The following is a 24,492-nucleotide window of genomic DNA, read 5'->3' on the forward strand; positions in this document are numbered from 1 at the left end:
AAATGTGTAGGCCGGGCCCTCCGCCCGTACTCTAAAGTCCTCCCTAAAAAGTTAAGATCTTAACAACGTCCCTTGGAGCCTCCTGTGTGGATAGTATCCAGCTATCAGACCTCAATCCTGAATTCTGCACCATCCCCTGTGTTGCGCACGGTAAGCCTTCCGCCCATGTTTTTCTCTATGATGGTTTTCGCCATGTATAATCCGATGCCGGTTCCTTTATCGGGGTCCTTGGTGGTGAAATACGGATCGAAAATCTTGTGAATAATATTGTCGGGAATGCCTCCTGCATTGTCGGCAATGGTTACCACTGACCTGCCGTGATCGGTGAATATCGTGATTGCGATGACCCGCGCCCTGTCTCTTGGACCCACCTCAAAGGCATCCCGACAATTGAGCAGGATATTGAGCAGCACCTGTGAGTATTCATTTGCGTATCCGCTAATTTCGGCATCAGCTTTTTCAATCACATCCATCGTTATTTCAAGGCGTTTCAAACTCGGCTCGACAAGAGACAAGGTCTTGGCGACAGCTTGGTTGACATTGAACAGAATCTTTTCCTTGTCCGGCTTGAAGTAGTTTCGGAAGTCTTCGATGGTTTTAGACATATGCGATATCAGCCCCATGGCTTTCTCTACATTGGCCTTAAGGATTTCCTTGCTGAATTCTTCACGGCCATAGGTTATCAGCAATTCCTGCACGATCAGCCCCAGCGTGTTGAGCGGCTGGCGCCATTGGTGGGCGATATTGCCGATCATCTCCCCCATGGCGGCTTGACGACCTTGCAGCATCAAGATCCGGTCCTTTTCACGCAAATCCGACACCGCATCTGCAATACGCCGCTCCAGGTTCAGGTTGAGTTCTTCCAGCAGACGCTGTTTTTCAGTCAGAGCCTCTTCGGCGCGCTTGCGCATGGAGATGTCTTCCACGACGCAGGTAAAATAGTCCGGTGCTCCGGCACAGTCCCGAACCAACCCCACGGTGAGGTTAATCCAGACGACGCTATCATCTTTACGGATATAGCGCTTCTCCATCGAGAAGGTATCGAGGTTCCCAGCCAGCATTTCCCGCATATTGCCGAGAACGGAATCAAGTTCATCGGGATACGTTATATCCTGAAGGCGTAGGCCTAGTAGCTCATCCCGTGAGTAGCCGACGACATCACAAAGCCGTTGATTAACCAGCAACCAGCGCCCGTCAGGTGCCATTCGGGCCATGCCGACCGCAGCCTGTTCGAAGGTCGCGCGAAAAGCGCTTTCACTTTCGGCGAGAGCCTTCTCGGCCTGCTTGCGCTCAGTGATGTCCTGCCCGGTGCCGGCCATATGGAGTCCAGTCTGAAGGTCATGGACCAGTTCGCCCCGACCACTGATAAAACGGATCGTACCGTCTGGCCAGATTATGCGGAACACCAATTCACCCGGATTTTCATCTGCCGAGCAGGCTTGCATCCAGGTTTCCATTGCAGCTCGGTCGTCAGGATGAATCAGGTTGAGGAATGACCCGATCGTCGGGATAAAGGTTTCCGGCGAAACCCCGTAAATCCGGTACAGCTCGTCGGACCACCAAATTTCGTCTGCCATGGCATACGTCCAACTGCCAATTTTTGCGATCTCCTGCGCCCTTCTCAAATCCGCCTCTCTGCGCATCAGCGCCTGTTCGGCCTGCTTGCGGTAGGAGATGTCCTGGTTGATGATGACAGCGCCCGTGATCCGCTGGCCGGCATCGCGCAGGGGGACGGCGGAATGGAGAATCGTCTTACGCGCGCCGTCGAAGCATTCAATGTCGATCTCTTCATTGAGCGAAGTGTCGCCCCGAGTTACGGCACGGGCGGCACCCCACTTCTCCGGCTCGATGCGCACTCCGGTATTACTCCACCATCCCTTGTATTTGTCGTACTGCTCAACACCGACATATTGGGCACCGGACCAAATTCTTTGGCCGGCCTGATTGCCAAAAACGATGACTCCCTCGGCATCGACGATCCAGACTCCAACGGGGAGCGTCTCCAGGACCATGCGCAACCTCCCCTCCTGCTCCCGAAGTTCCCGTTCGGCCTGCTCGCGCTCGGCGATGCGCTGTTCAAGTGCCTCGTTGAGTTCCCGGAAGCGCTGTTCGCTTTTCCGGAGCTCCGCCTCAACCCTCTTTCGCTCCGTGATATCGCGGTTGCTGGCACGCTGCCCGAGAGGCACCCCATCTGTGCCAACCACCGGCCGGCAGACATGTGCAATCCAACGTTCCTGACCGTCACGGGTGATGATACGAAAATCAATCGGCTCAGGCAGGCCGTTTTCCCGAATATTGTGGGTGTGGCTTCGGTAGCGAGGTAAATCTTCAGGATGGATTATCTCTGACATTAGTTGAGGGGAGCGATAAAAGTCCTCCGGTGTGTAACCAGATAATTCCTCGCAGGAAGGGGAAATGTACTTGAAGGTATGATCGGGGGCCAGCCAGAATTCCCAGTCAGAGGTAAAGTCCGCAACTGTCCGATAACGTATTTCATTCTCAACCAGTTCCTGGTGAATTTTAGCCAATTCGTTCTGCTCATGGTTTATTCTGGAAAAAAGAGGGCCGATCATCGAGATGCCACAGAGTAAGAGCAGAGATATCAGCAAAGCTAAAATTTCAGCAGGCATGTCGCCCCGTGATAGACCCTCCCCAATATGGGTAATTGTAACAGCACGGCGCATTCCCATAACGAGAAAGCCGACTGCCAGAAATACCCAGGCGACAAGCCGACCACTGACGCGGATCAGACGTATAGCCATGAACGCGGCAATAAACTGAAAGATTGCAGATAGCGCAACGACTATTAGGACCAGAGATTTCATGATTCACACCTAGCCGCGGCGGGATTTTAATATACCCCTTCATTGCTATCCAGGCCGTGGTGCAGGATTGACTTGGAATGCGCTGTTGGGCGTTGCAGCGCATTCGTGAGCCTGCATAAAGTACCGACTGCACCTCCGCACGAGGATACACCCACGCCGCGACAGCCCCCCTCAACAGCGGCCGCCTTATACTTTACCGCGGGAGCCTCGACGTGTATATCGGTCCGGAAGATGGCCGGGAATACGCCGGGGAGGGCACGGGGCCATGAGAGGAGGCGGAGAAAGCAGCCCCGAGGGGACGTTGTTAAGAAATTAAGATGCGCATCTCGTACCGACGATCAACCTACGCAGTTCCTCGATAAGTGAACGGCCGACAGGATACAAATCTTGTCGGCGGTCTTTCTTTGAACGATGCTCGATCTGCATCCGAATCACCATTCCGACCGACCTCTGCATGAAGTTAACATCTTAACAACGTCCCCCTCCGCAGATGCGAACCTTGCCTCGGTAACCGGGTTTCACCCCTGTTTCCCTCCCCGCTGTCCTCTCTTTACCAAATCATTACGGTTCAATTATTTCTTCTTGATCTCGGCATGGTACCTCCTGGTTCGGGTTACCAACGATACCGAGCACCAAGGAGAATCACCATGAGCAAAGTCCTGTTTGTCACGGCACCATATTTTTGTTGGGGGGTACAGGTCATCGGCACCTGGCCGCCACTGCTGATGGCGTATCTCGCCGGCGTCACATTGGAAACGGGAAACCAGGCTGTCATCTACGACGCCATGAACAAAAAACACTCCTTTGACGACGTAAAGAAGGAAATTGCCCGGCACCAGCCCGACATCGTGGTAACCCTCGATTATCTTCCGGTCACCGGTGCCATAAGCACCGCTACCGTTCCCGCCGCCCTCCAGGTCCTGGCTTTGGCCAAGGAGGTGAACCCGTCCATCGTCACGCTGCTTGGCGGGCCCCACCCCACCTTCATGTATGAGGAGATCCTGCAGGACGAGAATAACCCGGTCGATTTCATCTTCTGTGGAGAGCCGGAGCTCATCCTCAAGGAGCTGCTCCAGGCACTGCCGCAAGGGAAGGGGAAGGCGGTGAAAGGGGTGGCCTACCGCGAGGGCGCTTCTGTTATCGCCAACCAAAGGCAACCGCATATTCTTGAGCTGGACAGGCTCCAGCCGGCGTGGCACCTCCTGGACTGGAACGACTACGTCTACCAGGTCGAACCGCAGGGGACCATGGCCTCCATCCTCACCTCCCGCGGCTGCGACATGGGTTGCGCCTTCTGCAGTCAGCGGCTTTTTTGGCGCGACGACTGGCGTTGCCGCAAACCGGAAAAGGTGGTCGAAGAGATGGAGCACCTCATCGAAAACTACGGCGTCAGCTACTTCACCCTGATCGATCCCTATCCCACCAAGCATCGGGACCGGTGGGAGGCATACCTCGATCTTCTCATCGAGAGGAATCTGGGGGTAAGGCTTCTCATCGAAACCCGCGTCGAAGACATCATCAGGGACGCCGACATCCTGGACAAGTACCGCGCCGCGGGGATCTTCCACATCTACCTCGGAGCCGAAAGCGGCGACGACCAGGTGCTCGATGCCTTGAACAAGGGGACCGATTTCGCCATGAACAAGCGGGCGGTGGACCTGCTTCGGGAGGCGGGGATCATGACCGAAGCCTCTTTCATGATCGGACTGCCGCAGGAGAGTTGGGATTCCATCGAAAAGACCATCGAGGCTGCTGTTGAGCTGAATCCCGACATCGCCGTTTTTCCCGTATTCACGCCGTTCCCCTTTACCCCGATCTACCAGGAAGTGCAGGAACGGATTCGGGTGTACGACTACGCCAAGTACAACCTCGTCACCCCGATCATCGAACCCGACCGGATGAGCATGCCCGAGATAACCGACGCGCTGGGACTCTGCTACATGCGGTTTTACGGCAAGAAGGTGCAAGAGGTCTTGCAGTGGGAAGAGGGGCCGATGAAATCCTACATGCTGAGTGCCTTTCGCCTGATGATGCGGGACTACGGGGAACAGTTCGACTTCGCCGGTTCGGAAGCTCCCCCGGGACATCCGAGCATCGCGGCAACCGGCTCTAGCTATTGACGGCTCTTCTCCTCCTGGGTTAGGGTGGGACAAGTCAGACTAGAAATACCAAGGGCGGGCTTTTATGGGCATTGGAGACAAGGGCACCGTGCTGATCGTCGAGGACGATTGCAATACCACGGCACTGGTTGCGGCATACCTGGAAAAGGAAGGATTCTCCACCGTAGTCGTCCACGACGGCGCTTTGGCCCTGGACGCAGCTGCCGATGCCGACCCGCTTCTGATCATCCTCGACATCATGCTTCCCGGCTTGGACGGCTGGGAAATCTGTCGCACCCTGCGCAAGAGCTCCGATGTCCCGATCCTGATGCTTACCGCACGGGAAGAGGAAGCGGACCGGGTCGCCGGCCTCGCCATCGGTGCCGACGATTACGTTGTCAAACCCTTCAGCCCGCGTGAACTCGTGGAACGGGTGAAGGCGATCCTGCGCCGCAGCAATCCGCGTCCCACCCGCACCCTGCTTTCTTGCCAAGGGCTCGAGCTCGACCCGGACAAGCGCAAAGTAACCCTGAACCGGGAATCGGTCTCCCTCACCGGTTCGGAATACAAGCTTCTCCTGGCCCTGATGAGCGCACCGGGCCGGGCCTTTTCCCGCGAACAATTGCTGAACCACTTTTACAGCAATGGAGAAGCGGTCATCGACCGGGTGATCGACGTGCACATCGGAAAGCTTCGGCAAAAGATCGAGCAGGACCCGGGACATCCCAGGTTCATCATCACCGTGCGCGGATACGGTTACCGTTTCTGCGACGAGGCGGAAGCAGGGGCCGGAACATGAGACAGCGGCTGCTCTGGCAACTTTTGATCAGCCATCTCCTCCTGGTTCTCTTGCTCATGTTCTTGGGGCTCTGGAGTACCATTCGAGACGCGAGCGAACAGTACACCAAGGCAGTCGCCATCGCGCCGGACCTCGCCGCCGACGCCCATGCCCTCTTCCTCGAACAGATCAGGACCTATGTGATTCGGACCGCCCTGCTCGGCGCTGTCGTCTCCGCGATCCTCAGCTATCTCCTGATCCGGTGGGCGCTGCGCCCTCTCTCGCAGATGGCGACGGTAACCAGGCAACTTGCCGAGGGGAACTTCTCCGAAAGGGTCGACGTCGTCTCGCGCTACGAGGCAGGAAGGCTGGCGACCGAATTCAACAGGATGGCGGACAACCTGGAAAAGGTGGAGCGGTTGCGCAAGAACATGGTGGCCGACATCGCCCACGAGTTGCGCACCCCGCTCACCAACTTGCGCGGCTACCTGGAGGGGCTCAGCGATTCCGTGATCCAGCCGACGGAGAAAACCTTCCGAATGCTCGAACAGGAGGTGCTGAGGCTGGTACACCTCGTCGAGGACCTTCAACAACTGGCCCGTGCCGATGCGGCGCGGGCTTTCCTCGCGCTGCGGGAAGTATCACTGCATCAGTTGCTCAGGCAGATCATGGATCTCTACCGGCCCAACTTCGAGCAGAAGGGGATGCGCGTCGACTGGCGGCTGGAACCCGGTACCGAACTGGTATCGGCAGACCAGGACAAACTGATGCAGGCGATCCGCAACCTCGTTGACAACGCGTGGAAATATTCTCCCGAAGAAGGAACCGTCACCATCATCACCGCGCCCTGCGACGACGGGGTAAAAACCACCTTCATAAACCGTGGGGGAGCCATTTCCCAGGAGGATATCCCTTTCGTATTCGAACGTTTCTTCCGCGGTGACCGATCCCGTTCCCGGGATGCCGGCGGTGCCGGGATCGGGCTGGCAATTGTGAAGGAATTGATCGAGGCTCATGGCGGTTCCGTCGGCGCCTCAAGCAACGGGGACGGCACGAGGGTCTGGTTCGTCCTCCCACGGTAACCCCGAGTACCCTATCCTGCGTTGCCAGGATCCCGCCAGGTCCTTCCGATGTTGGAAAGAGCCTTGCTTCTCCGCCTTCGTCCCCACGCTCGGCGTGAAGCAGGGGGGCAGGGATGAAAAAGGGGAGAGACTACTTTTCTACCTAAAGTAGCCTCTCCCCTTTTCCTTTACCGGTCCTCGGGTTTTTCCCTAAGGGCCCTACGAGTTTTTTTGACCGCGACGGTTGCAAAGGCGGAAAACGACGGCTACACTCCTTCTCGTTAAAAAACTCCAATTGATGGGGGTTCTCGTATGGACATCCGACTTCGTGTCTCTTTCCCGAAAACAAGCACCACCAAGAAAATTGCCCGCTTGAAGTACCTGCTGGCACAAATTCAGGGGAGCCCCTTCATCCAGGAGCCTTTTCCTCCTGGGTACGCCTCCACTGCGGAGCTCGCGGACGGGATCGCTGCTTTGGAAAAGGCCGACATCGAAGCAAAAACCATGGACCGCGTGAAGATCGCCTACCGGAACAAGCTCGACGATCAGATCACCAACAAATTCAAGAAGCTTGCCCGCCATTTCGAAGTCGTTGCCGATGGCAACCTCGAGGCGCTCCAAAGCACCGGCTTTCCGCTTGCCAAGGCGCCCGGCCGGAGAAACACGAAGATCGGTCTCATGGATCCCCCTCCCCTTTCGCTGAAGAAAGGGAGCTCCGCCGCCTCTCTTCTGCTGGCCTGGAAGAAGATCGCCGGAGCATGTCTTGAGGCACACTCCACCAGCGGGGATCCGACGGTGGAAGAGAACTGGGGGAGCCACGGACTTTTCTCGGGGCCGCGAGCGGAATTGACCGGCTTCACCCTCGGTCAATTCTACTTCCTGCGGGTCCGTATCGTGAATGAGGCCGGGGCCGGGGTGTGGTCCGCTCCCTACCAGTTCCTCGCGACGTGACCTGAAGCGGCCAGGCCTTTCCAGCAGCAAAAAGCCCCCTGCACCATCGTGCAGGGGGCTTTTGTATTTGGTGGGCACCCAGGCTCAACCCGGAAAGCGCTGTCATCCGCGGCAAAACGCCCCGGATGTTCGTCCTTTTCCCGATTCGCCAATCAGTGGTTACCGTCCGTGGTAATCACCCTTACCGACCGTGGTAATTATCGTTACCGAGGCCGGTAACGACATTGACCGCGTCGAGGCGGAGAAATGCGCCACGAAAACGAAGACGTGCGTCCGCCCGGAAAATCGTTGCGACGGCAGTGGTAATTACCATTACCGACCCCGCTCCGCTAAAAAGACGATAACCGCAAGGGGGACAGCCTTGCCCTGTCCCCTGCTCAGTGCCTTGGATATTCACCGATACCGGAGAAAAACCGGCTTGAACTGCCGGTCTCCATGGAGCTGCCCTGGAGGTCTCCTCTCTCAGATCGGGTCCGTTCGCGCAAACTACCGCCCCCACCTTTGCCTTGGGAGGGGGAGGTCCGGATCATTTGCCTTTGCAGTCCGGTTTGCGCAGGCCGAACTCCTTATCGCTGGGGCCTCGGTTAAGCAGAAACAACGCAGCAACAAATAACCCGCCCATAATGCCGATTTCCAATACAATGCTCATGGTATTCCCTCCGTTTGGGTGGCCATCCTCGCCAACCTGATGATGGTAAACGTCCATCCCTCTGCCCGTCTCGTTTCTAATGCACCCATCGTCTTACGACATCGCCCTTCTCAGCAAGAGCTCGCGTGCCGTCCGCGTCTCTGGATGTTTCCCTCAACACCCAGTCCCTCGTCCAGGAATCCCGGTCATCGTGTAGTTGCGGCGGAGTCGCACCGCGGTCGGTCAGCCAGCCAATCTGCTGTTCCAGGGTCATTCGGTACCACTTTTGCGCCGTCATTTGGTCGGTCATCTATGCCACCTCGAGTCGGTACTCCTCAAATTTCACGCAGCGGTGAGGCTCCATCGTCACGTTACGCTCAATCCGGGGGATTAGATACGTAAAACGAAGATCGGCTGGATATCCCTTGGCGAAGCGATGAAGGGGCTGAGGACCAAAAGGAACTGAGGGTGTCCTGGTGGCAAACAAGGGGGACGGGCAACTTCCTCGAAGCGACCGGTCCCCTTTTGGTTTGGTGGCCACCGCCCCCCCTCCGGCTCCGCGGGGTAACTTTTGAAATTACATGAAAATACTGCCACAATGACACAGGTAAGGCATTTCTCATTTACCGTTGGCGTCCCCACGGCGAATGTTGCCCAGAGGCAGGTAGGTCTGATGCCAGATTCAAAAAGAGGAAAAAGAGACCGGGTAAAGGCCCGCGTCCATGGCGGTGCCCCGCCCAAACCGGAAGGAATCAACGCGGAACTGGTTGAGAGCGAGGGGCGCTACCGGGCCCTTTACCGTGACAACCCGACCATGATCCTTACCGTGGACCGTGCGCTGAGGATCCGTTCGGCCAACCCCGCCTGCCTGCTTCACCTGGGGTACTCGGGTGAAGAATTGGCAGGTTATCCGGTGCTGATGCTCTTCTTCGAGGAAGACCGCGCCGCAGTGCGGGAACAGTTGGAGAGCAGCCTGCAGCATCCGGATGTGGTCTACCGTTGGGAGTTCCGCAAAATCCGCAAAGACGGGACCGTGCTGTGGGTCGAGGAGACCGTGCAGGGCATCAAGTCGCCGGAAGGCGAGCTGAGCCTGTTGGTCGTGTGCCAGAACATCACCGCCCGCAAGCGGGCCGAGGAGAAGCTGAGGGCCAGTGAGGAGCGGTTCCACGCCATCTTCAACCTGGCTGCGGTCGGCATCGCCCAGGTCGACCTGGAGGGGCGCTGGCTTCTCATAAATCAGAAACTCTGCGATATCCTGGGCTACCCAATGGACGAGCTGGGCCACATGAACATCATCCAGGTGACGCACCCGGATGACCTGGAACCCCACCTGGAGCTGATCCAGCGCGTCCTGGCCGGGGAACTCTCCGACTACACCTTCATAAAACGGGTGCTGCGCAAGGACGGGGCCGTCGTATGGGTGAGCCTGAGCGTAACCTTGGTGCGGGACCAGTACCAGCGTCCGGATTACTTCATTGCCGTCATGGTGGACATCAACGAGCGCAAAAACGCCGAGGAGCAACTGCTCGCCTCGGAGGACAAATTCGCCAGGGTGTTCAACCTGGCCCCGGTCGGGATGACCATCAGCACCCTGGCAGACGGGGTTTTTGTGGAAATAAACGAGGCCGCCGAACGGATGAGCGGCTACTCCCGGCGGGAAGTCATTGGAGTGAGACACGACCAGTTCGGCATCTGGAAGGATGCCGCTCAGCGCGCCGCGGTCATCGACGAGCTGATGAAAACGGGAGAGGTGCGCGATATCGAAATGACCATGAAAGACAAGGATGGGAAAGATTTCCTGGCCCTCTATTCCGCGGTGGTGATCGATATCCAGGGGAAGAAGCATCTGCTCAGCCTGGTAACCGACCTTTCCGAGCGCAAGCGGGCCGAAGATGCGTTACGGGAAAGCGAGCAGCGTTTCCGGCTCATGGCCGACCACGCCCCGGTGATGATCTGGGAATCGGATCCGGACATCAGGGTGATCTTCGTGAACAAGGCGTGGTTGGACTACGGCGGGCGAACCCTGGAGGATGAGTTGGGGGACGGTTGGCAACGGTCGGTGCACCCGGAAGATCTGGAGCGGTGTCTGGAGACCTTCCGGTTTGCCCGAAAGGCGTGCCAGCGTTTTTCGCTCGAATTCCGACTGCGGCGCCGGGACGGGGGCTATGGCTGGGTCGCGGTCTCCGGTGCACCACGGCTCGCCTCGGACGGGGAGCTCCTGGGCTACATCGGCTCCGGGTTCGACGTTACCGAACGCAACGCGGCCCGACAGGCACTCCAGTCCACCAATGAGTCGCTGACCGAAAAGGTTGCCGAAAGAACCGCCGGGTTGAGAAAGATCATCGAGAAGCTGCGGAGTGAGATCGACGAACGGCGGCGCATGGAGCAAAAACTCAACGAGGAAACCACCGAACGACTCACGGCCCAGGCGGAGCTGCGCCAAAAAGAGCTGATGATGTTGCACCAGGGGCGTCTGGCGGCAATGGGCGAGATGATCGGCAACATAGCCCACCAGTGGCGGCAACCGCTCAACATGCTGGGACTTTTGGCCCAGGAACTTAGGTTCTCCCACCAGAAAGGGGTCTTTACCGGTGGACAGCTGGAGACCAACGTCGGCAAGATGCTGGAAACGATCCAGTACATGTCCAAGACCATCGACGACTTCCGAAACTATTTCAAGCTGGACAAGGAAAAAACGGAGTTCTGCATCCTGGAAACGATCGAGAAGGCGACCTCCCTGCTCGGCGAGAGCCTGAAGACGCAACAGATACGGTTCGAGGTCACCTCGGACACAGCCGGTGACCCGACCTTGTATGGATACCCCAACGAATTTCTGCAGGTCATTTTGAATTTACTGGTCAACGCCAGGGACGCCCTGGTGGAACGGGCCGTTCCGGACCCGTGCATCAGGGTCAACGTCACGGCGGAAGGGGCGCAAACGGTCATCACCGTTACCGATAACGCCGGCGGCATTCCGGAGGAGATCGTGGACCGGATTTTCGAGCCGTACTTCACCACCAAGGGGCCCGACAAGGGGACGGGAGTCGGCCTCTTCATGTCGAAAACCATCATCGAGAAGAACATGGGGGGCTCCCTGACGGCATGCAACATAACCGGCGGCGCCGAGTTCCGCATCGTCATATTCAAAGATCAAGGTGAAACCGCCCCGCAGTAGCCTTCCCGTCCCCCCCGACCTCCAGCAGCATCCCCGCAGCCATCCCCTGAGAAGTTAACAACTTAGCAACGCCACCCTGGCGCCGTCCCTTCCAGAAAATGAATCCCACCTTTGCGGCAAAAGCTGACGCCCCTCCACCAAATAATTCGCGGCACCTTACCGCAAAGGGGTCAAACGCACCGGCGTTTGACCCCTTTCTGTTTCAGCTTTCGTCCTTGAACCAGGCGTCACCCTCAGCCTTTGTCTGGGGATCGCCGAGCCGCCACCATCTCTGAGCTAGTACCGCTCAAACTTTTCGTCCATTTGCAGTGCGACCCCTTCGGGGCTGACCGTCGGTGCACTCCGCTTCGCAACTATTGCCGTTCTCGTCTGGGTGGGCCGGATCCGTGCCGGCGGCAGTTTGCCGGAGAGGTTGACCTCACTCCCGGCATCCGCCTTGAAGATGGTCATCGCGTCTTGCATCTGGACTGCCTGAGCAGCCAGTTCCTCGGCCGTGGAGGACATCTCCTCGGCCGCGCTGGCATTTTGCTGAATGATCTGGTCCAACTGCTGGATCGCCTTGTTGATCTGCTCGGCGCCGGTGTCCTGCTCCCGGCTGGAGATGCTTATCTCCTGGACCAGTTCGGCCGTCTTCTGGATGTCGGGCACCATCCGGCTGAGGAGTTCACCCGCCTTTATGGCAACGTCGACGCTGTTGGAGGAAAGTTCCGAGATCTCGCCCGCCGCACGCTGGCTTCTCTCCGCGAGCTTTCTCACCTCGCTGGCCACCACCGCAAACCCCTTGCCGTGCTCGCCGGCGCGGGCCGCCTCGATCGCGGCATTGAGGGCCAAAAGGTTGGTCTGCCGGGCGATTTCCTCGATGATGTTGATCTTGGAGGCGATCTCCTTCATGGCGCCGACCGTCGCCTCCACCGCTTTCCCCCCTTCCTTGGCAGCCTCGGCCGATTTGATCGCGATTTTTTCGGTCTGGGCGGCGTTGTCGGCGTTCTGGCGGATGTTGGAAGACATCTGTTCCATGCTGGAAGAGGCCTCCTCCGCGGCTGCCGCCTGCTCAGTGGCGCCCTGGGACATGATCTGGGCGCTGGAGGAAAGCTCCTGGCTCCCGGCGGTGAGCTGGGAAGAGATTTCGGCCAAGGTGGTGACCGGTTTCATGATGCTCCGGATGAGCAGGAAGGCGGCCAGGGTCGAAATGGCGATCACCAGGAAGCCGATCACCGTGAGCGCGGTGCGCGCCTCCCCGAGGGCACCGATAATGTCGTTTTTGATCCGACCGGCTACCGCGTCCTGCTGGGACTTCAAAAGCCCCAAGGAGGTCTCGTTGACTCGAACCAGAGCCGGCATCGCCGCCTTGAGGGCCCGCACCGTGTTCTCCTGGTGTCCGGAGGACGCCGCTTCTATCACGTTGTTGTTGAGCGCAGAGCACTCCTTGATGGCATCCTTGAAGGCGGACAGCTGCTCCTTGTACTTCTTGCCGGCCGGCGTGTCGGCTACCGGCGTATCCTCCAGTTTTTTCATCGCGTCGCGATAAATCGTCCGCTCGACTTCGATGGCTTCCCGGGTGGCCTTGCGGACATCCGGATCCTGAATGGCGGCAAACAGGGCCACATTGCGCGTGATGTTTTGAATCGCGTTGGCGGCATTGGTTATCAGGGTGATCTTCGGCAGGTTGGCATCCGAAATGTGCATACCGCTTTTTTGGATCTTGCTGAACTCCGACGAGGTGTACACAATACTTGCCACAAACAGTGCGATTATGACCGCGAATGCGCCAGTCAACCGCTTGCCAATAGTCCAATTATTCACCTTGTTCCTCCTGTCTGTTTATGCGCGGCCCATGTTTCTGTTATTGTCATTTCGGAGGAAAGTGTTATGACTTTAGCCGCCGGCCATGATGTATACGGTATTTTACCGTCCGGCCGTAAAACCTATTTGCTAACGAAGTTTTGTCAGTTGTTAAGAATGGACGCAGAATGAAGTAAAGAACTCTGGATGGTGAACTAGTACCGGAGAGAACTGGGAATGACATTACGTTTTAGGGATTGGGTCTCAGGGAAAAACTAGGTGCGACAGGCGCCGACACTTTAAGCAAAAAATAATTATTTCGAGATACCGAAAGAGTCCCAATCCAGTCGCAGATCGCAAACCTGCCTGTCGCCGAGCTTCCCTTGCCCACGGTTCACCTATTTTTAGACTCGGCAGCGTCCGCGTAGGTCCGTTTGGTTGATCCCCCCCCTCGCGCCATGGTAATATTTAGCTTCCATTATTTCCCGGCCTTTCCAACTGCATCGGTCCAGGATTGCCCGACCCGGCAACCTGGTCTTAGGAGAAAACCATGGCAATACCCGGCCTACGCCCGGAACAAGCAGACCCAAGGGAAGACAACAAATTCCGGCCACACGTTGAACGACTGAGACATTTCGCGATTTACACGCTTGATATATCCGGACACGTCCAGAGTTGGAATACGGGAGCTGAGATCCTGGAAGGATATCGGGTCGAGGAGATCATCGGCAAACATTTCTCCTGTTTTTATACCGACGAAGACATACGCGCCGGCAAGCCCGAGGAACAGCTCAAGATTGCCACCACCCAGGGGCAGACGACGGACCAGGGGTGGCGGGTCCGCAAGGATGGGGGGAGGTTCTGGGCCGAAGTGATAATTGCCGCACTACACGATGCAGAAGGGAACCTGCAGGGATTCTCCAACGTGACACGCGACATCGCCGGACCCAAGGAAACAGAAGATGTTTCACGCGCCAGCGACGATTACTATCGCACCTTGTTTGCTAACAACCCAAGCATGCTGTTTACCCTCAATGCCGAGTTGGCTATGCTTCAAGTCAGCCCGATGGGTGCCCAATTTCTGGGCTATATCCCAGCCGAACTGGAGGGCAAGTCGGTGCTGGTTCTGGTCCACAAAGATGACTCCCCCTCAGTGGCCGAGCAGTTGCGGTGGTGTCTCAAGAACCCCAATCAGGTGCACCGGTTACAGTTCCAGATAGTCCGGAAAAATGGCTCCCGGGTGTGGGTGCTAGAAATAGCACAGGCGGTTTACGACGCACACGGTTCGCTCAATATTTTGGTAGTGTGCCAGGATATCTCTGATCTCAAGCAGGCAGAGGAGGAGATTCAGAGACTGAACGCCGTCCTTGCGGTGCGAGCTGCCGAGTTGGAGGTCAGCAACAAGGAACTGGAGTCGTTTAATTTCACCGTTGCCCACGATCTGCGCCAACCGTTGAACATTCTCAGCTTGATCTGCCAGAAAATTATATTGAAGTATGACCAGGATCGCGTAGGGGAATCCAAGGCTGACATCGAGAGTATCCAAAAGGTCACTTTGCGGATGGACAAACTCATTGGTGCGCTGCTCGATTTCTCACGTATTGGGTACGTCGAACCGCTCCGAGTCGAGGTTGACCTTAGCAAGATGGCCCATGAGGCGGTTGCGGAGCTTGTACAGACTGAGCCCGAGCGACCGATGGACTTCCGGATCGCCGATGGCCTCAAGGTCTATGCGGATGCGAGCCTGCTGCGCTTGGTCCTGGATAACCTCCTCGGCAATGCCTGGAAGTACACCAGAGAGCAAGAGAAGGCAGTCATTGAGTTCGGGGTAGCCGATATCGACGGGGTGCCTGCTTATTTCGTCCGGGACAATGGCAGTGGTTTTGTAAAGGAGGGCGCGGATCGACTCTTTGTCCCGTTCCAACGTCTCCCTGGCGCCGAGAAAGTCATCGGTTTCGGGATAGGTCTTGCCACGGTGGAACGGATCATCCGTCGCCACGGAGGGCGGGTGTGGGCCGAAAGCGAGCTGGGCAATGGGGCGACCGTTTACTTCACCATTTCAGCAACGGACGCTACCTTGTAACCTTTTTCTACCTAAAGTAGCTGGTCCCCTTTTCCTTCGCCAGGATCGTGTTCGCCTCGGGGGGAGACCGGCAAAGAGTCGGCTCCCGTGGACCTCCTTCCGTTCCCTTCTTATCCCGCCGTTCTCGCCCCCCTTCGTCATTTCGGCAACGTTTCCGGGATACGGCCTGGGGGGACGTATTTCGGTATCAACCGGTGAGCCCGATGACGGCTTGCTTGACACGCGGCGGCGGTCCGTGCCTAATGGCACATGTGAACCTTTCCGCACTGCAAACGCTCCTTCGGGCCCTGCGCGGCCGAAACTACCGGCTCTACTGCGCCGGCCAGGGCATCTCTTTGGTCGGCACCTGGATGCAACAGGTCGCCATGAGCTGGCTGGTCTACCGCATGACGGGTTCGGCCTACCTCCTCGGCGTGGTCGGTTTTGCCAGCCGGGCTCCCACCTTTCTGCTCGCCCCCTTTGCCGGGGTGCTCGCCGACCGTTGGAACCGACACCATCTGCTGATGCTCACCCAGGCGCTCGCCATGCTCCAGGCGGCGCTCCTTGCCGCCGCCGTCCTTTACGGGGTGATCCAGGTCTGGCACATCGTCGTGCTGTGCCTGCTGCTGGGCGCCATCACCGCCTTGGAAATTCCGGCCCGGCAGACCCTGGTCGTGGAACTGGTCGACCGGGAACACCTGGGCAACGCCATCGCCCTGAACTCGTCCATGGTTCACATTTCCCAACTCATCGGCCCGGCGGTGGCCGGAATGCTGGTCGCCTCGGTCGGCGAAGGGGTCTGCTTCATCTTAAACGGCGCGAGCTACCTGGCGGTTTTGTTGGCGCTCGCCGCCATGCGCCTCCCCCCGAGCCCCCATCTGAAGTCGCCGCGCCGGCGGGTACTGCAAGAGCTTCGTGACGGCGTCACCTATTCATTCGGTTTCCGTCCCATCCGCAACCTCCTGTTGCTGATCGCCTTGCTGAGCCTGGTGGGAACCCCCTACTCGGTGCTGTTGCCGGTCTTCGCCAAGGAGCTTTTGCACGGCGACGCTCATACCTTCGGATTCATGATGACCGCGGGTGCCGGCGGGGCGCTGGCCGGCACCGCCTACCTCGCCTCCCGAAAGAGCGTGCTCGGCCATCCCGGCCTGATCGTGGTTTCCGGGGTCTCTTTTGCCTTGGGGATCGGTGCCTTCGCCCTTTCCACCAACATCGTCCTCTCCCTGGCCTCCCTCACCCTGGCCGGATTCGGCATCATGACCCTGGCGGCCACCAGCAACACGGTGCTCCAGACGATCCTCGAGGAAGACAAACGGGGACGGGTGATGAGCCTCTATGCCACGGCGTGGATGGTGTTTCCGTTCGGAAGCTACCTGGTGGGGGTGCTGGCGGACCTCATCGGTCCCCGTTGGACCATCTTGCTCGGCGCCGCCTGCTGCCTGGTCGGCACGTTCCTGTTCGGCAGATACCTGCCCCGGATGAGAGCGCAGGTACACACCATCTACCTCAAGATGGGGATCATCAAGGACCCGGCCTGATCCGTTTCCCCACCTCCCCGGCCACGACGAGGGCGCCCGCCCTCCCCTTTTTCTTGCTTTCGCCGGTTCTCCCGTGCTTTACTTCACCCGCCCGGGGAGACGATCTCCCCCGAGCCGGCGCCCCAAGACGCCGGCCCCCGCGGTTGGCGCCGTCAGACGGAAGCGGGATTCGGGCCCGGATCTAGGGTCAGTTCAGAAATTGGCGGAAGGGGGAGGGGATGTCACGGTTAAGGAAGCTTATTAACATCCTGCTTTTGGATATCCACAGAAGCTTGAAACAGAAGATACTGCTCACCTGGTTGAGGGTTTTTCTCTTCAAGATGTATGACCGATCGAACCTTTCCGCGGAAATTGCCGGATTCCGGATGAAGTTCCTCGACTTTGCGACCTTTTCCTTCCTTTACAACGAAATATTCATCAACGACGAATACCGCTTCAAGGCCGAAACGGACCATCCTTTCATCATCGACTGCGGCAGCAATATCGGGATGTCGGTGCTCTATTTCAAAACGCTCTATCCCGGTTCCCGAATAGTTGCTTTCGAGCCGGGTAAGGAGACCTTCGCCTGCCTGGAACAAAACATCATCAAGAACAACCTGTCCGATTCCGTCCAGATTCACGAGCTCGCGGTGATGGATCAAGAGGGGAGTGTGGAATTTTTTCACGATCCGGAAAACCCGGGTTCCCTGCTTATGAGCACGAAAAAGGACCGGCTGCCGATGCAGAAAAGGACGGTGAATGGCACCGTCCTCTCGAAACATATCGATCAGGAAATCGATTTTCTGAAGATGGACATCGAGGGGGCCGAGACCGAGGTCATTGCCGAGCTCGCGAGATCGGGAAAACTGGCCCTGATAAAACAGATGGCGATCGAATACCACCATCACTTGGTCAAAGACGCCGATGCTCTTTCGAAGATGCTGCAATTGCTTGAAGACGCCGGATTCGGCTACCAGATCCGGGGCGACGTCGATCGCCCCTTCGAGCCGGAGCAGTTTCAAGACATCGTCATCTATGCATATCGAAAAAGGAGGTAACCCGGCACGCCACGTCTTGAAGACCAGAGCGTCGGCCGCATCCGGCTTGGTCCGGATCGAGGTCGGGGGTTCGGGGCTATCGGGTGAGCCTGGTATGTCTTCAGGGAACCTTTACTTGACGGGAAAACCGCTCCGGCAACCTCTTACTCGAACAGATTGTTGTCAAACCGCAGACCGACTCCGGTGGGGGTCGTTCGGACCACCTTGGCGGTTTCACGGATGGAGGTACTTTCAACGGTGAGGATGACCTCCTCGTTCAACTCCAAATTCCGCACCGACCTGACGAACGCACCCAGCGCGCTCAGGTTTTCCATTACCCCCTCATGGCTGTGCCCCCCCGCCTGCACCTTGGCGTTCAACCGGGTGGCTACCCGGTAATGCTCGCGCCTTTCCTGTCGCATATCGCCTCTCCTTGGGAGCATGCTGCACTTTGGATAACTTCATGGCAGACAGTTTTTACCGTGGGAGCGCCATGGGCGGGATGCGCCGGAGGCGGCGACCAGGTCCTGCCGGTTAAACAGCGCCGGCAAAGGCGCTCCCACCGGGCAGGGAGCCACCTGGCCCGTTCCGATAGACTCCATCGCGACCCGAGACGTCGCTCCTGCCGGGTTGGCACCGACGCTTTTCGGCGGGCGGCACCTCGTGGGTCGTTATCCCCGTTCCCGAAATTAAGGACAGACTCCGGCGCAGGCTTGGGGAAAGTCGCCGGCCGTCGCATTTTTCGGCTGGCCCTTCTACCACTCCACAGAGTCGTACCATCTGCGCCCTGGGCCGGAATAAGGCTGGTGTCCCCTACGGACCGAATCCCTGCCTAAAATGACCCATCCATTTCCCCGGCAAAAAGCAAATATTTCCCTGCGCTGGATCAGCAGGTCAACCTCAGGGGGAGCAGCCAGTTCTATTTTCCCATTGTATCGGGCAACCATGACTTGCATAGCGGCCTCCGGTGAGAAAAAAGTTCCATGCCCCACTACTGATACAATACTATTAAACCTTGCTATAACAACTGGCATTGACGTAAAACTTGGTAAAATATCATCTTCTGACTGCGCTTATGAGAGAGCAGCGCTATCTGTGTCACACCCGGATGGAATCGGTGCCGGCTTCGCGATGAAGCCGGCCTGCCGACCTGCCGGTCCTACGGTGGCACCGCGAGGTGCCGGGAAGATGAGGGAGAGCCTTATGTACGACGAGAAACGAGCGTGCCCCCGGGTGGTGTTTCATGCGGAGGCGAGACTGGCCGGCGCCGATCAATTTTTTGACGGGTCAATGGAAGATCTCAGCAGGAGGGGGATCTTCGTCGCAACCGCACAGGAGCTCGCGGTGAACGACGTGGTGCGGATCACGGTATTGAACACCCCGATCCTCGATCTGGAGGCGAAGGTAGTCCGGTGCACCGATCGGGGCATCGGACTGCAGTTCGATGGGGCACTCTACAACTGACCGCGTTCGGCTGAGCGGGCCGCCCTGGGGGGACGCGGTCTCGGGAAGCGGTGGATTGGCATGTTATGTTCCGGTAGGGAGAGGCAATGACTTGGCCTAAATCATTTCGTGCGGGACGCACCCTGGCCGTGCTCCCCATCCTTGTGTTGCCGCTGCTGATGGCGGTCCTGCAGTTCGGCTTCCCCGCGACCACCTTTTTCGATCCCCCCTGGCTGATCATGATCGCCAACACCCTGTTCGTCGGGTGCGTCAGCTTCATCCTGGCCGGCATCGTGTGGCGGAACTACCTTTTGACCGGCCGGATCCAGGTACTTCTCCTGGGGTGCGCCATGCTCCTTTTCGGCATGGGCGGGGTGATTGCCGCCTTCGTGCGCGGCCTTCCCGGGGGCGTCAACCTCAACGTCACCATATACAACTGCGGTGCGCTGATGGGGGGCGTGCTGCACTTTCTGGCCGGGCTCATTCTGTCCGCCGGCCACGACCCGGAAGCCGCGCCCAAGCGGAGGACCTGGTGGCTCTGCCTCGGCTACCTGGGCACCTTGCTCTTCATGGGAGCGGTCACGCTGGCCACCTTCCGGGGGGCAATCCCGCTTTTCTTCCGGCAGGGGGCGGGGCCGACCCTTTTGCGCCAGGAGGTACTGGGCAGCTCCATCCTGCTGTTCCTCTTTTCCTGCCTGGTCTTTCTGACGACCTACCTGCGCCGCCGGGAGCCCTTTCTCCTCTGGTATGCGGGCGCCCTGGCGCTGACCGCGATCAGCCTGACCGGCTTTTTCATCCAGCACTCGGTGGGGAGTCCGGTCGGCTGGGTGGGGCGCATCTCGCAATACCTCGGCGGGGTCTACTTCCTGGCCGCCCTGGTCGTGCTCGTACGGAGCGCGCAGAGCCGCGGGATGTCGCTGGACGATGCCCTCGTGGCATCGCTCACCGGCGCCGAGGAGAAGTTCCGCAGCGCCTTTGCCCACGCGGCGATCGGCTTCGCCATGACCACCCCGGACGGGCGTTTCGTCGATGCCAACCCCGCTTATTGCGCGGCGACCGGTTACCACCTGTCGGAGTTGAGGAAGCTGGATTTCGCCCAGCTGATCCATCCCGAGGACCGCGAAGCCAATCTGGTGCAGATCCGGAGCATGCTGGCCGGGGAGATTCCGGCCTTTACCGTGGAAAACCGGTACCTACGCAAAGAGGGCGAGCCGATCTGGGTGCGCAAGAGCGTGTCACTGGTGCGCGACGCCGGGGGGGCACCCCGGTGGATCGTGGCGCTGATCGAGAACGTGACCGAGCGCAAGCAGATCGAACAGCAGCAGGCGCAGGACCTGGGCGCGATGACCCTTTTGCACCACCTCGGTACGCTCCTCGTGTCCGGCGGAAACGGAGACCTGCAACCGGTTCTCGAAGAGATTCTCGTTGCGGCAATCCAGATTACCGGGGCGGATTTCGGCAACATCCAGCTTCTGGACCACGCCACGGGGGACTTGCACATTGCGGTGCAGCGCGGCTTCCCCCGATGGTGGCTGGAGTACTGGGATGCGGTCACCCAGGGCCAAGGGGCCTGCGGGACGGCGCTGGAGCGCCGGGAGCGGGTCATCATCGAGGATGTGGAAGCAAGTCCGGTCTTTGCCGGCACACCGGCGCTGGAAATCCAGCTCCGGGCCGGCGTGCGAGCGGTACAGTCCACCCCGATGCTCAAGCGTTCGGGAGATCCGGTCGGGATGATTTCCACCCACTACAAAACCCCGCGCCGCCCCGACGACCACGCCTTGCGCCTGCTCGACCTCCTCTGCCGGCAGGCCGCCGACCTCATCGCACGGCTGCAGACCGACGAGGCGCTGCGCGCCCAGGCGGAACAACTGAGGCAGTCCCGGGAGGAGGCACTGGTCCTCGCGCAGGAAGCGACCGCCGCCCGCACCGTGGCCGAGCGGACCGCCACCGTACTGCGCAGTATCAACCTCGTCCTGGAGCAGGGGCTGGCCAACCAAACCGAGGCGGAGATGTGCGGGGCGATCCTGGGGATACTGGAGGGGGCGACCGAAAGCCGGATCAGTTTCATCGCTGAGATGCAGCAAGATCGGCGGCTGTGTGCCCTGGCGATCAGCAATCCCGGCTGGGAGGCCTGTCAGATGTACGATGCGGCCGGTCCAAAGGAAGCGCCAACCTTCCCCCTGCACGGGATCTACGGAAAGGTGCTGCAGGACGGGAAAAGCCTGATCGTCAACGCCCCCGCGGCCCACCCGGACCGGGTCGGGCTGCCGGAAAACCATCCCCCCCTGGAATCCTTTCTGGGGGTACCGCTTTTTCGGGATGGGAATCTCATCGGGATGATAGCGGTCGGCAATCGCGAGGGGGGATACCGCCTCGATGATCAACAGGCGCTGGAGGCGATGGCACCGGTCGTCGTGGAGACCCTTTTCCGCAAGCGGACCGAGGCGAAGCTCTTTGCCGCCCACCACCGGCTGACCACCTTGATGAACGCGCTGCCGGTCGGCGTCAGTTTCTCCGACGACGAGACCTGCCGGAACATCACCGGGAACCCTACCGTGTTGCGGCAGTTCGAGGTGTCGCCCACCGACAATCTCTCAGCGTCGGCGCCGGAAGGGACGGCTCCGGGGCGCCAGGTGAAGTTTTTCCTGGACGGGCGGGAAATAAGCGATGCCGAACTTCCCCTGCAGCGGGCGGTGGCCGAGGGCCGGGATATTCCGCCCCTGGAGCTCAGGGTAGAACTCCCCAGCGGCAGGAGGTGGTTTGCCTCAGCCTCGGGTGCCCCGCTGCACGATCAAAACGGCCGGGTCATCGGCGGCGTCGCGGTGACCATGGACATCACCGAGCGCAAGATCGCGGAGACCACCCTCCAGGAACTGAACCGGGAACTGGAACTGCGGGTTCACGAACGGACCGCGGAACTGAGGGAAAAGGACCGGTTGATGCTGCTACAAGGGCGCCAGGCCGCCATGGGGGAGATGATCGGCAACATCGCCCACCAGTGGCGTCAGCCGCTCAACAACCTCGGGCTCACCATCCAGCGGCTCCCCCTGATGTACAACCTGGGCAAGCTGACCCAGGAAACCCTGGAAGAGACCATCGACAATTCGATGAAGCTGCTCCAGCACATGTCGCAGACCATCGACGATTTCCGCAACTTCTTCAAGCCGGACAAGGAGAAGGCGGAGTTCCAAGTAGGCGATGCCATCGCAGCGGCGGTGACTCTGACCGAGGACCGGTGCCGTTATCACAATATTGCCGTCAAGGTCAGCGCCGAGGCCGCACCGTCGATCCTGGGGTACAAAAACGAGTATTCCCAGGTCCTCCTCAACATCATGAACAACGCGATGGACGTCCTTACCGAGCGCGAGGTCCCCGATCCGGCCATCACCATCACGCTGCGCGCCGAAGGGGGCCGGTCGGTGGTGACCGTCAGGGACAACGCCGGTGGGGTCCCCAACGACATCATCGGCAAGATCTTCGATCCCTACTTTTCCACCAAGGGACCGCAGCACGGGACCGGGCTCGGACTTTTCATGGCCAAGACGATCATCGAGAAGAACATGGAAGGAAAACTGAGCGTGAGCAACGTGGCCGAGGGGGCCGAATTCCGGATCGAACTGTGAACCTTGAAGGCGCGTTCGTTTTCTGCCTTCTGAAGCCCCTCACCCCGACCCTCTCCCGGAGGGCGAGGGAGACACGGTCCTGACGCATTAACCTGGCCGGACCATGCGGCCCGGTTCCCCCTGCGCAAAGGGGCACGCCGGTTCTCGTGCGGTGCTTTCGTCGCAATACCGGGTAGATTTCTCGGAACTCCCGACCGGGTTGGATTCTCGAACGTCCGGAAAAACTAAAAAAGGGGCCCCTGCTGCCGACCGGCGCAGCTGGGTCCCCTTTTTCCTGCCCTCCCAGTCTTTTTTACCAAGTACTGCACCCCTCCCCTCGAAGGGGACGGGGATGACCTGCCCCCCACCACTTCCGTTTCCGTTACTTAACCCCCAAAAGCGCGAGCAGGATGCCTCCCGAGATGGCCGTGCCGAAGACACCGGCCAGGTTGGGCCCCATGGCGTGCATGATGAGGTAGACCTGGGGATTTTCGCGGATCGCCACCATGTGGGAAACCCGGGCGGCGATCGGGACCGAGGCGATCCCGGCCGATCCGACCAACGGGTTGACCTTGCCGCCGGTGATCACGTTCATCACCTTGGCGGCCACCACGCCGGAGGCGGTGCCGAAGATGAAGGCGACCAGCCCCAGGGCGACGATCTCCAGCGTCTTCACGGTGAGAAACTGCTCGGCGTTCATGGTGGAGCCGATGGCCACGGTCAGGATGATGGTGATGATGTTCATCACCTCGTTGGCCGCCGTCTGCGCCAGCCGGTCGACCAGCAGGCACTCCCGGAACAGGTTTCCCAGCATCAACATGGTGATGAGCGGCGCGATGGGGGGAAAGAACAGGTTCACGATGACCGCGATGAGCACCGGGAAGGCGATCTTCTCCAGCCGGCTGACCTGGCGCGGCTTCTCCATGATGATCTGGCGTTCCTGCTTGGTGGTGAGGAGCTTCATGACCGGGGGCTGGATCAAGGGCATCAACGCCATGTAGGAATAGGCCGCCACGGAAATCTGGGGGAGCAGGTGCGGCGCCAGCTTCATGGTGACGAAGATGGCCATCGGGCCGTCGGCGCCGCCGATGATGCCGATCGCACCGGCCTCGGCCAGGCTGAAGCCAAGGAGCTTGGCGCCGATCAGCGCCACGAAGATCCCCAGGTGTGCCGCGGCCCCCAGGATGACCAGCCATGGGCTCGCGATCATCGGGCCAAAATCGGTCATCGCCCCGACCCCGAGGAAGATCAGCGGCGGCACGATGAGAAGCGCCACCCCCTGGTAGGCGTAATGAAACAGCCCGCCGGGCTGGGTGAGTCCGGAACCGGGGACGTTGGCGACGACACAGGCGAACCCGATCCCGACCAGGAGAAAGGGCTCGTACTTCTTGGCCAGGGCAAGGTAGATCATGATCACCCCGACCCCGATCATGACCACGTTCCCCCAGGTCATCTGCGCCAGGCCGGTCTGGTCCTTCAATACGTTCAGCAAACCCAGGAATTGGGCAAACATACGGGCTCCTCGGTACCGA

General features: G+C 59.2%; 15 protein-coding genes and 2 pseudogenes. 10 read left to right on the plus strand and 7 right to left on the minus strand.

Annotated elements, in window-relative coordinates:
• Positions 1 to 104: 104 nt before the first annotated feature.
• Positions 105 to 2,825: a PAS domain-containing sensor histidine kinase gene (locus tag JFN93_RS13670; RefSeq protein WP_199384650.1), complete on the minus strand. Its 2,721-nt coding sequence runs from the start codon at positions 2,823 to 2,825 to the stop codon at positions 105 to 107.
• A 647-nt stretch (positions 2,826 to 3,472) separates the two neighbouring features.
• Between JFN93_RS13670 and JFN93_RS13675 the strand changes: the two genes are divergently transcribed.
• The 4 genes from JFN93_RS13675 to JFN93_RS13690 all read left to right on the plus strand — a co-directional run bounded on the left by JFN93_RS13675 (position 3,473) and on the right by JFN93_RS13690 (position 7,714).
• Positions 3,473 to 4,945, plus strand: coding sequence for a B12-binding domain-containing radical SAM protein (locus tag JFN93_RS13675; protein WP_199384651.1), 1,473 nt, complete (start codon positions 3,473 to 3,475; stop codon positions 4,943 to 4,945).
• Between the two features lie 64 nt (positions 4,946 to 5,009).
• Positions 5,010 to 5,723, plus strand: coding sequence for a response regulator (locus tag JFN93_RS13680; RefSeq protein WP_199384652.1), 714 nt, complete (start codon positions 5,010 to 5,012; stop codon positions 5,721 to 5,723).
• Entirely contained in the window at positions 5,720 to 6,784 is a 1,065-nt protein-coding gene (locus JFN93_RS13685; RefSeq protein WP_199384653.1) for a sensor histidine kinase, read from the plus strand. Before JFN93_RS13680 ends, JFN93_RS13685 begins: the two co-directional genes overlap by 4 nt.
• A gap of 291 nt (positions 6,785 to 7,075) precedes the next feature.
• Positions 7,076 to 7,714 carry a hypothetical protein gene (locus JFN93_RS13690; protein ID WP_199384654.1) on the plus strand — a complete coding sequence of 213 codons (639 nt, stop codon included), beginning with the start codon at positions 7,076 to 7,078 and terminating at the stop codon, positions 7,712 to 7,714.
• A 526-nt stretch (positions 7,715 to 8,240) separates the two neighbouring features.
• Here the strand turns inward: JFN93_RS13690 and JFN93_RS25815 are convergent.
• Positions 8,241 to 8,363 (minus strand): hypothetical protein, encoded by a 123-nt coding sequence (locus JFN93_RS25815; RefSeq protein ID WP_268898819.1) that lies wholly within the window; start codon positions 8,361 to 8,363, stop codon positions 8,241 to 8,243.
• A gap of 652 nt (positions 8,364 to 9,015) precedes the next feature.
• Between JFN93_RS25815 and JFN93_RS13695 the strand changes: the two genes are divergently transcribed.
• A complete protein-coding gene (locus JFN93_RS13695; RefSeq protein WP_199384655.1) occupies positions 9,016 to 11,517 on the plus strand; it encodes a PAS domain-containing sensor histidine kinase in 2,502 nt (833 codons plus the stop codon).
• Between the two features lie 276 nt (positions 11,518 to 11,793).
• On the opposite strand, the pseudogene JFN93_RS26100 reads toward JFN93_RS13695, so the two are convergent.
• Positions 11,794 to 12,624: pseudogene (locus tag JFN93_RS26100) on the minus strand (methyl-accepting chemotaxis protein); the annotation flags it as partial.
• Between the two features lie 174 nt (positions 12,625 to 12,798).
• Positions 12,799 to 13,320 (minus strand): annotated as a pseudogene (locus JFN93_RS26105) (MCP four helix bundle domain-containing protein); the annotation flags it as partial.
• Between the two features lie 529 nt (positions 13,321 to 13,849).
• Between JFN93_RS26105 and JFN93_RS13705 the strand changes: the two are divergent.
• The 3 genes from JFN93_RS13705 to JFN93_RS13715 all read left to right on the plus strand — a co-directional run bounded on the left by JFN93_RS13705 (position 13,850) and on the right by JFN93_RS13715 (position 17,936).
• Complete coding sequence (locus tag JFN93_RS13705) at positions 13,850 to 15,382, plus strand: sensor histidine kinase (RefSeq protein ID WP_199384657.1); 1,533 nt, start codon at positions 13,850 to 13,852, stop codon at positions 15,380 to 15,382.
• Positions 15,383 to 15,624: 242 nt separating this feature from the next.
• Complete coding sequence (locus JFN93_RS13710) at positions 15,625 to 16,899, plus strand: MFS transporter (RefSeq protein WP_199384658.1); 1,275 nt, start codon at positions 15,625 to 15,627, stop codon at positions 16,897 to 16,899.
• 218 nt (positions 16,900 to 17,117) lie between these two features.
• On the plus strand, positions 17,118 to 17,936 hold the full coding sequence (locus JFN93_RS13715; RefSeq protein ID WP_199384659.1) for an FkbM family methyltransferase: 819 nt from the start codon (positions 17,118 to 17,120) through the stop codon (positions 17,934 to 17,936).
• A 143-nt stretch (positions 17,937 to 18,079) separates the two neighbouring features.
• Here the strand turns inward: JFN93_RS13715 and JFN93_RS13720 are convergent, their stop codons facing one another.
• Positions 18,080 to 18,337 (minus strand): PilZ domain-containing protein, encoded by a 258-nt coding sequence (locus JFN93_RS13720; protein ID WP_199384660.1) that lies wholly within the window; start codon positions 18,335 to 18,337, stop codon positions 18,080 to 18,082.
• Between the two features lie 333 nt (positions 18,338 to 18,670).
• Positions 18,671 to 18,949, minus strand: a complete 279-nt coding sequence (locus tag JFN93_RS26110; RefSeq protein WP_407931883.1) for a GSU3473 family protein — start codon at positions 18,947 to 18,949, stop codon at positions 18,671 to 18,673.
• Positions 18,950 to 19,118: 169 nt separating this feature from the next.
• Here JFN93_RS26110 and JFN93_RS13725 point away from each other — a divergent pair, with 169 nt between their 5' ends.
• Complete coding sequence (locus tag JFN93_RS13725; protein WP_199384661.1) at positions 19,119 to 19,379, plus strand: PilZ domain-containing protein; 261 nt, start codon at positions 19,119 to 19,121, stop codon at positions 19,377 to 19,379.
• A gap of 86 nt (positions 19,380 to 19,465) precedes the next feature.
• Positions 19,466 to 22,981 carry a GAF domain-containing protein gene (locus tag JFN93_RS13730; RefSeq protein ID WP_199384662.1) on the plus strand — a complete coding sequence of 1,172 codons (3,516 nt, stop codon included), beginning with the start codon at positions 19,466 to 19,468 and terminating at the stop codon, positions 22,979 to 22,981.
• A gap of 361 nt (positions 22,982 to 23,342) precedes the next feature.
• On the opposite strand, the gene JFN93_RS13735 is transcribed toward JFN93_RS13730, so the two are convergent.
• The gene (locus JFN93_RS13735; RefSeq protein ID WP_199384663.1) at positions 23,343 to 24,473 is read right to left on the minus strand and encodes a sodium ion-translocating decarboxylase subunit beta; all 1,131 of its coding nucleotides are present in this window, start codon (positions 24,471 to 24,473) and stop codon (positions 23,343 to 23,345) included.
• Positions 24,474 to 24,492: the final 19 nt, after the last annotated feature.

This window comes from Geomesophilobacter sediminis (assembly GCF_016458275.1).
Classification (GTDB): domain Bacteria; phylum Desulfobacterota; class Desulfuromonadia; order Geobacterales; family Geobacteraceae; genus Geomesophilobacter; species Geomesophilobacter sediminis.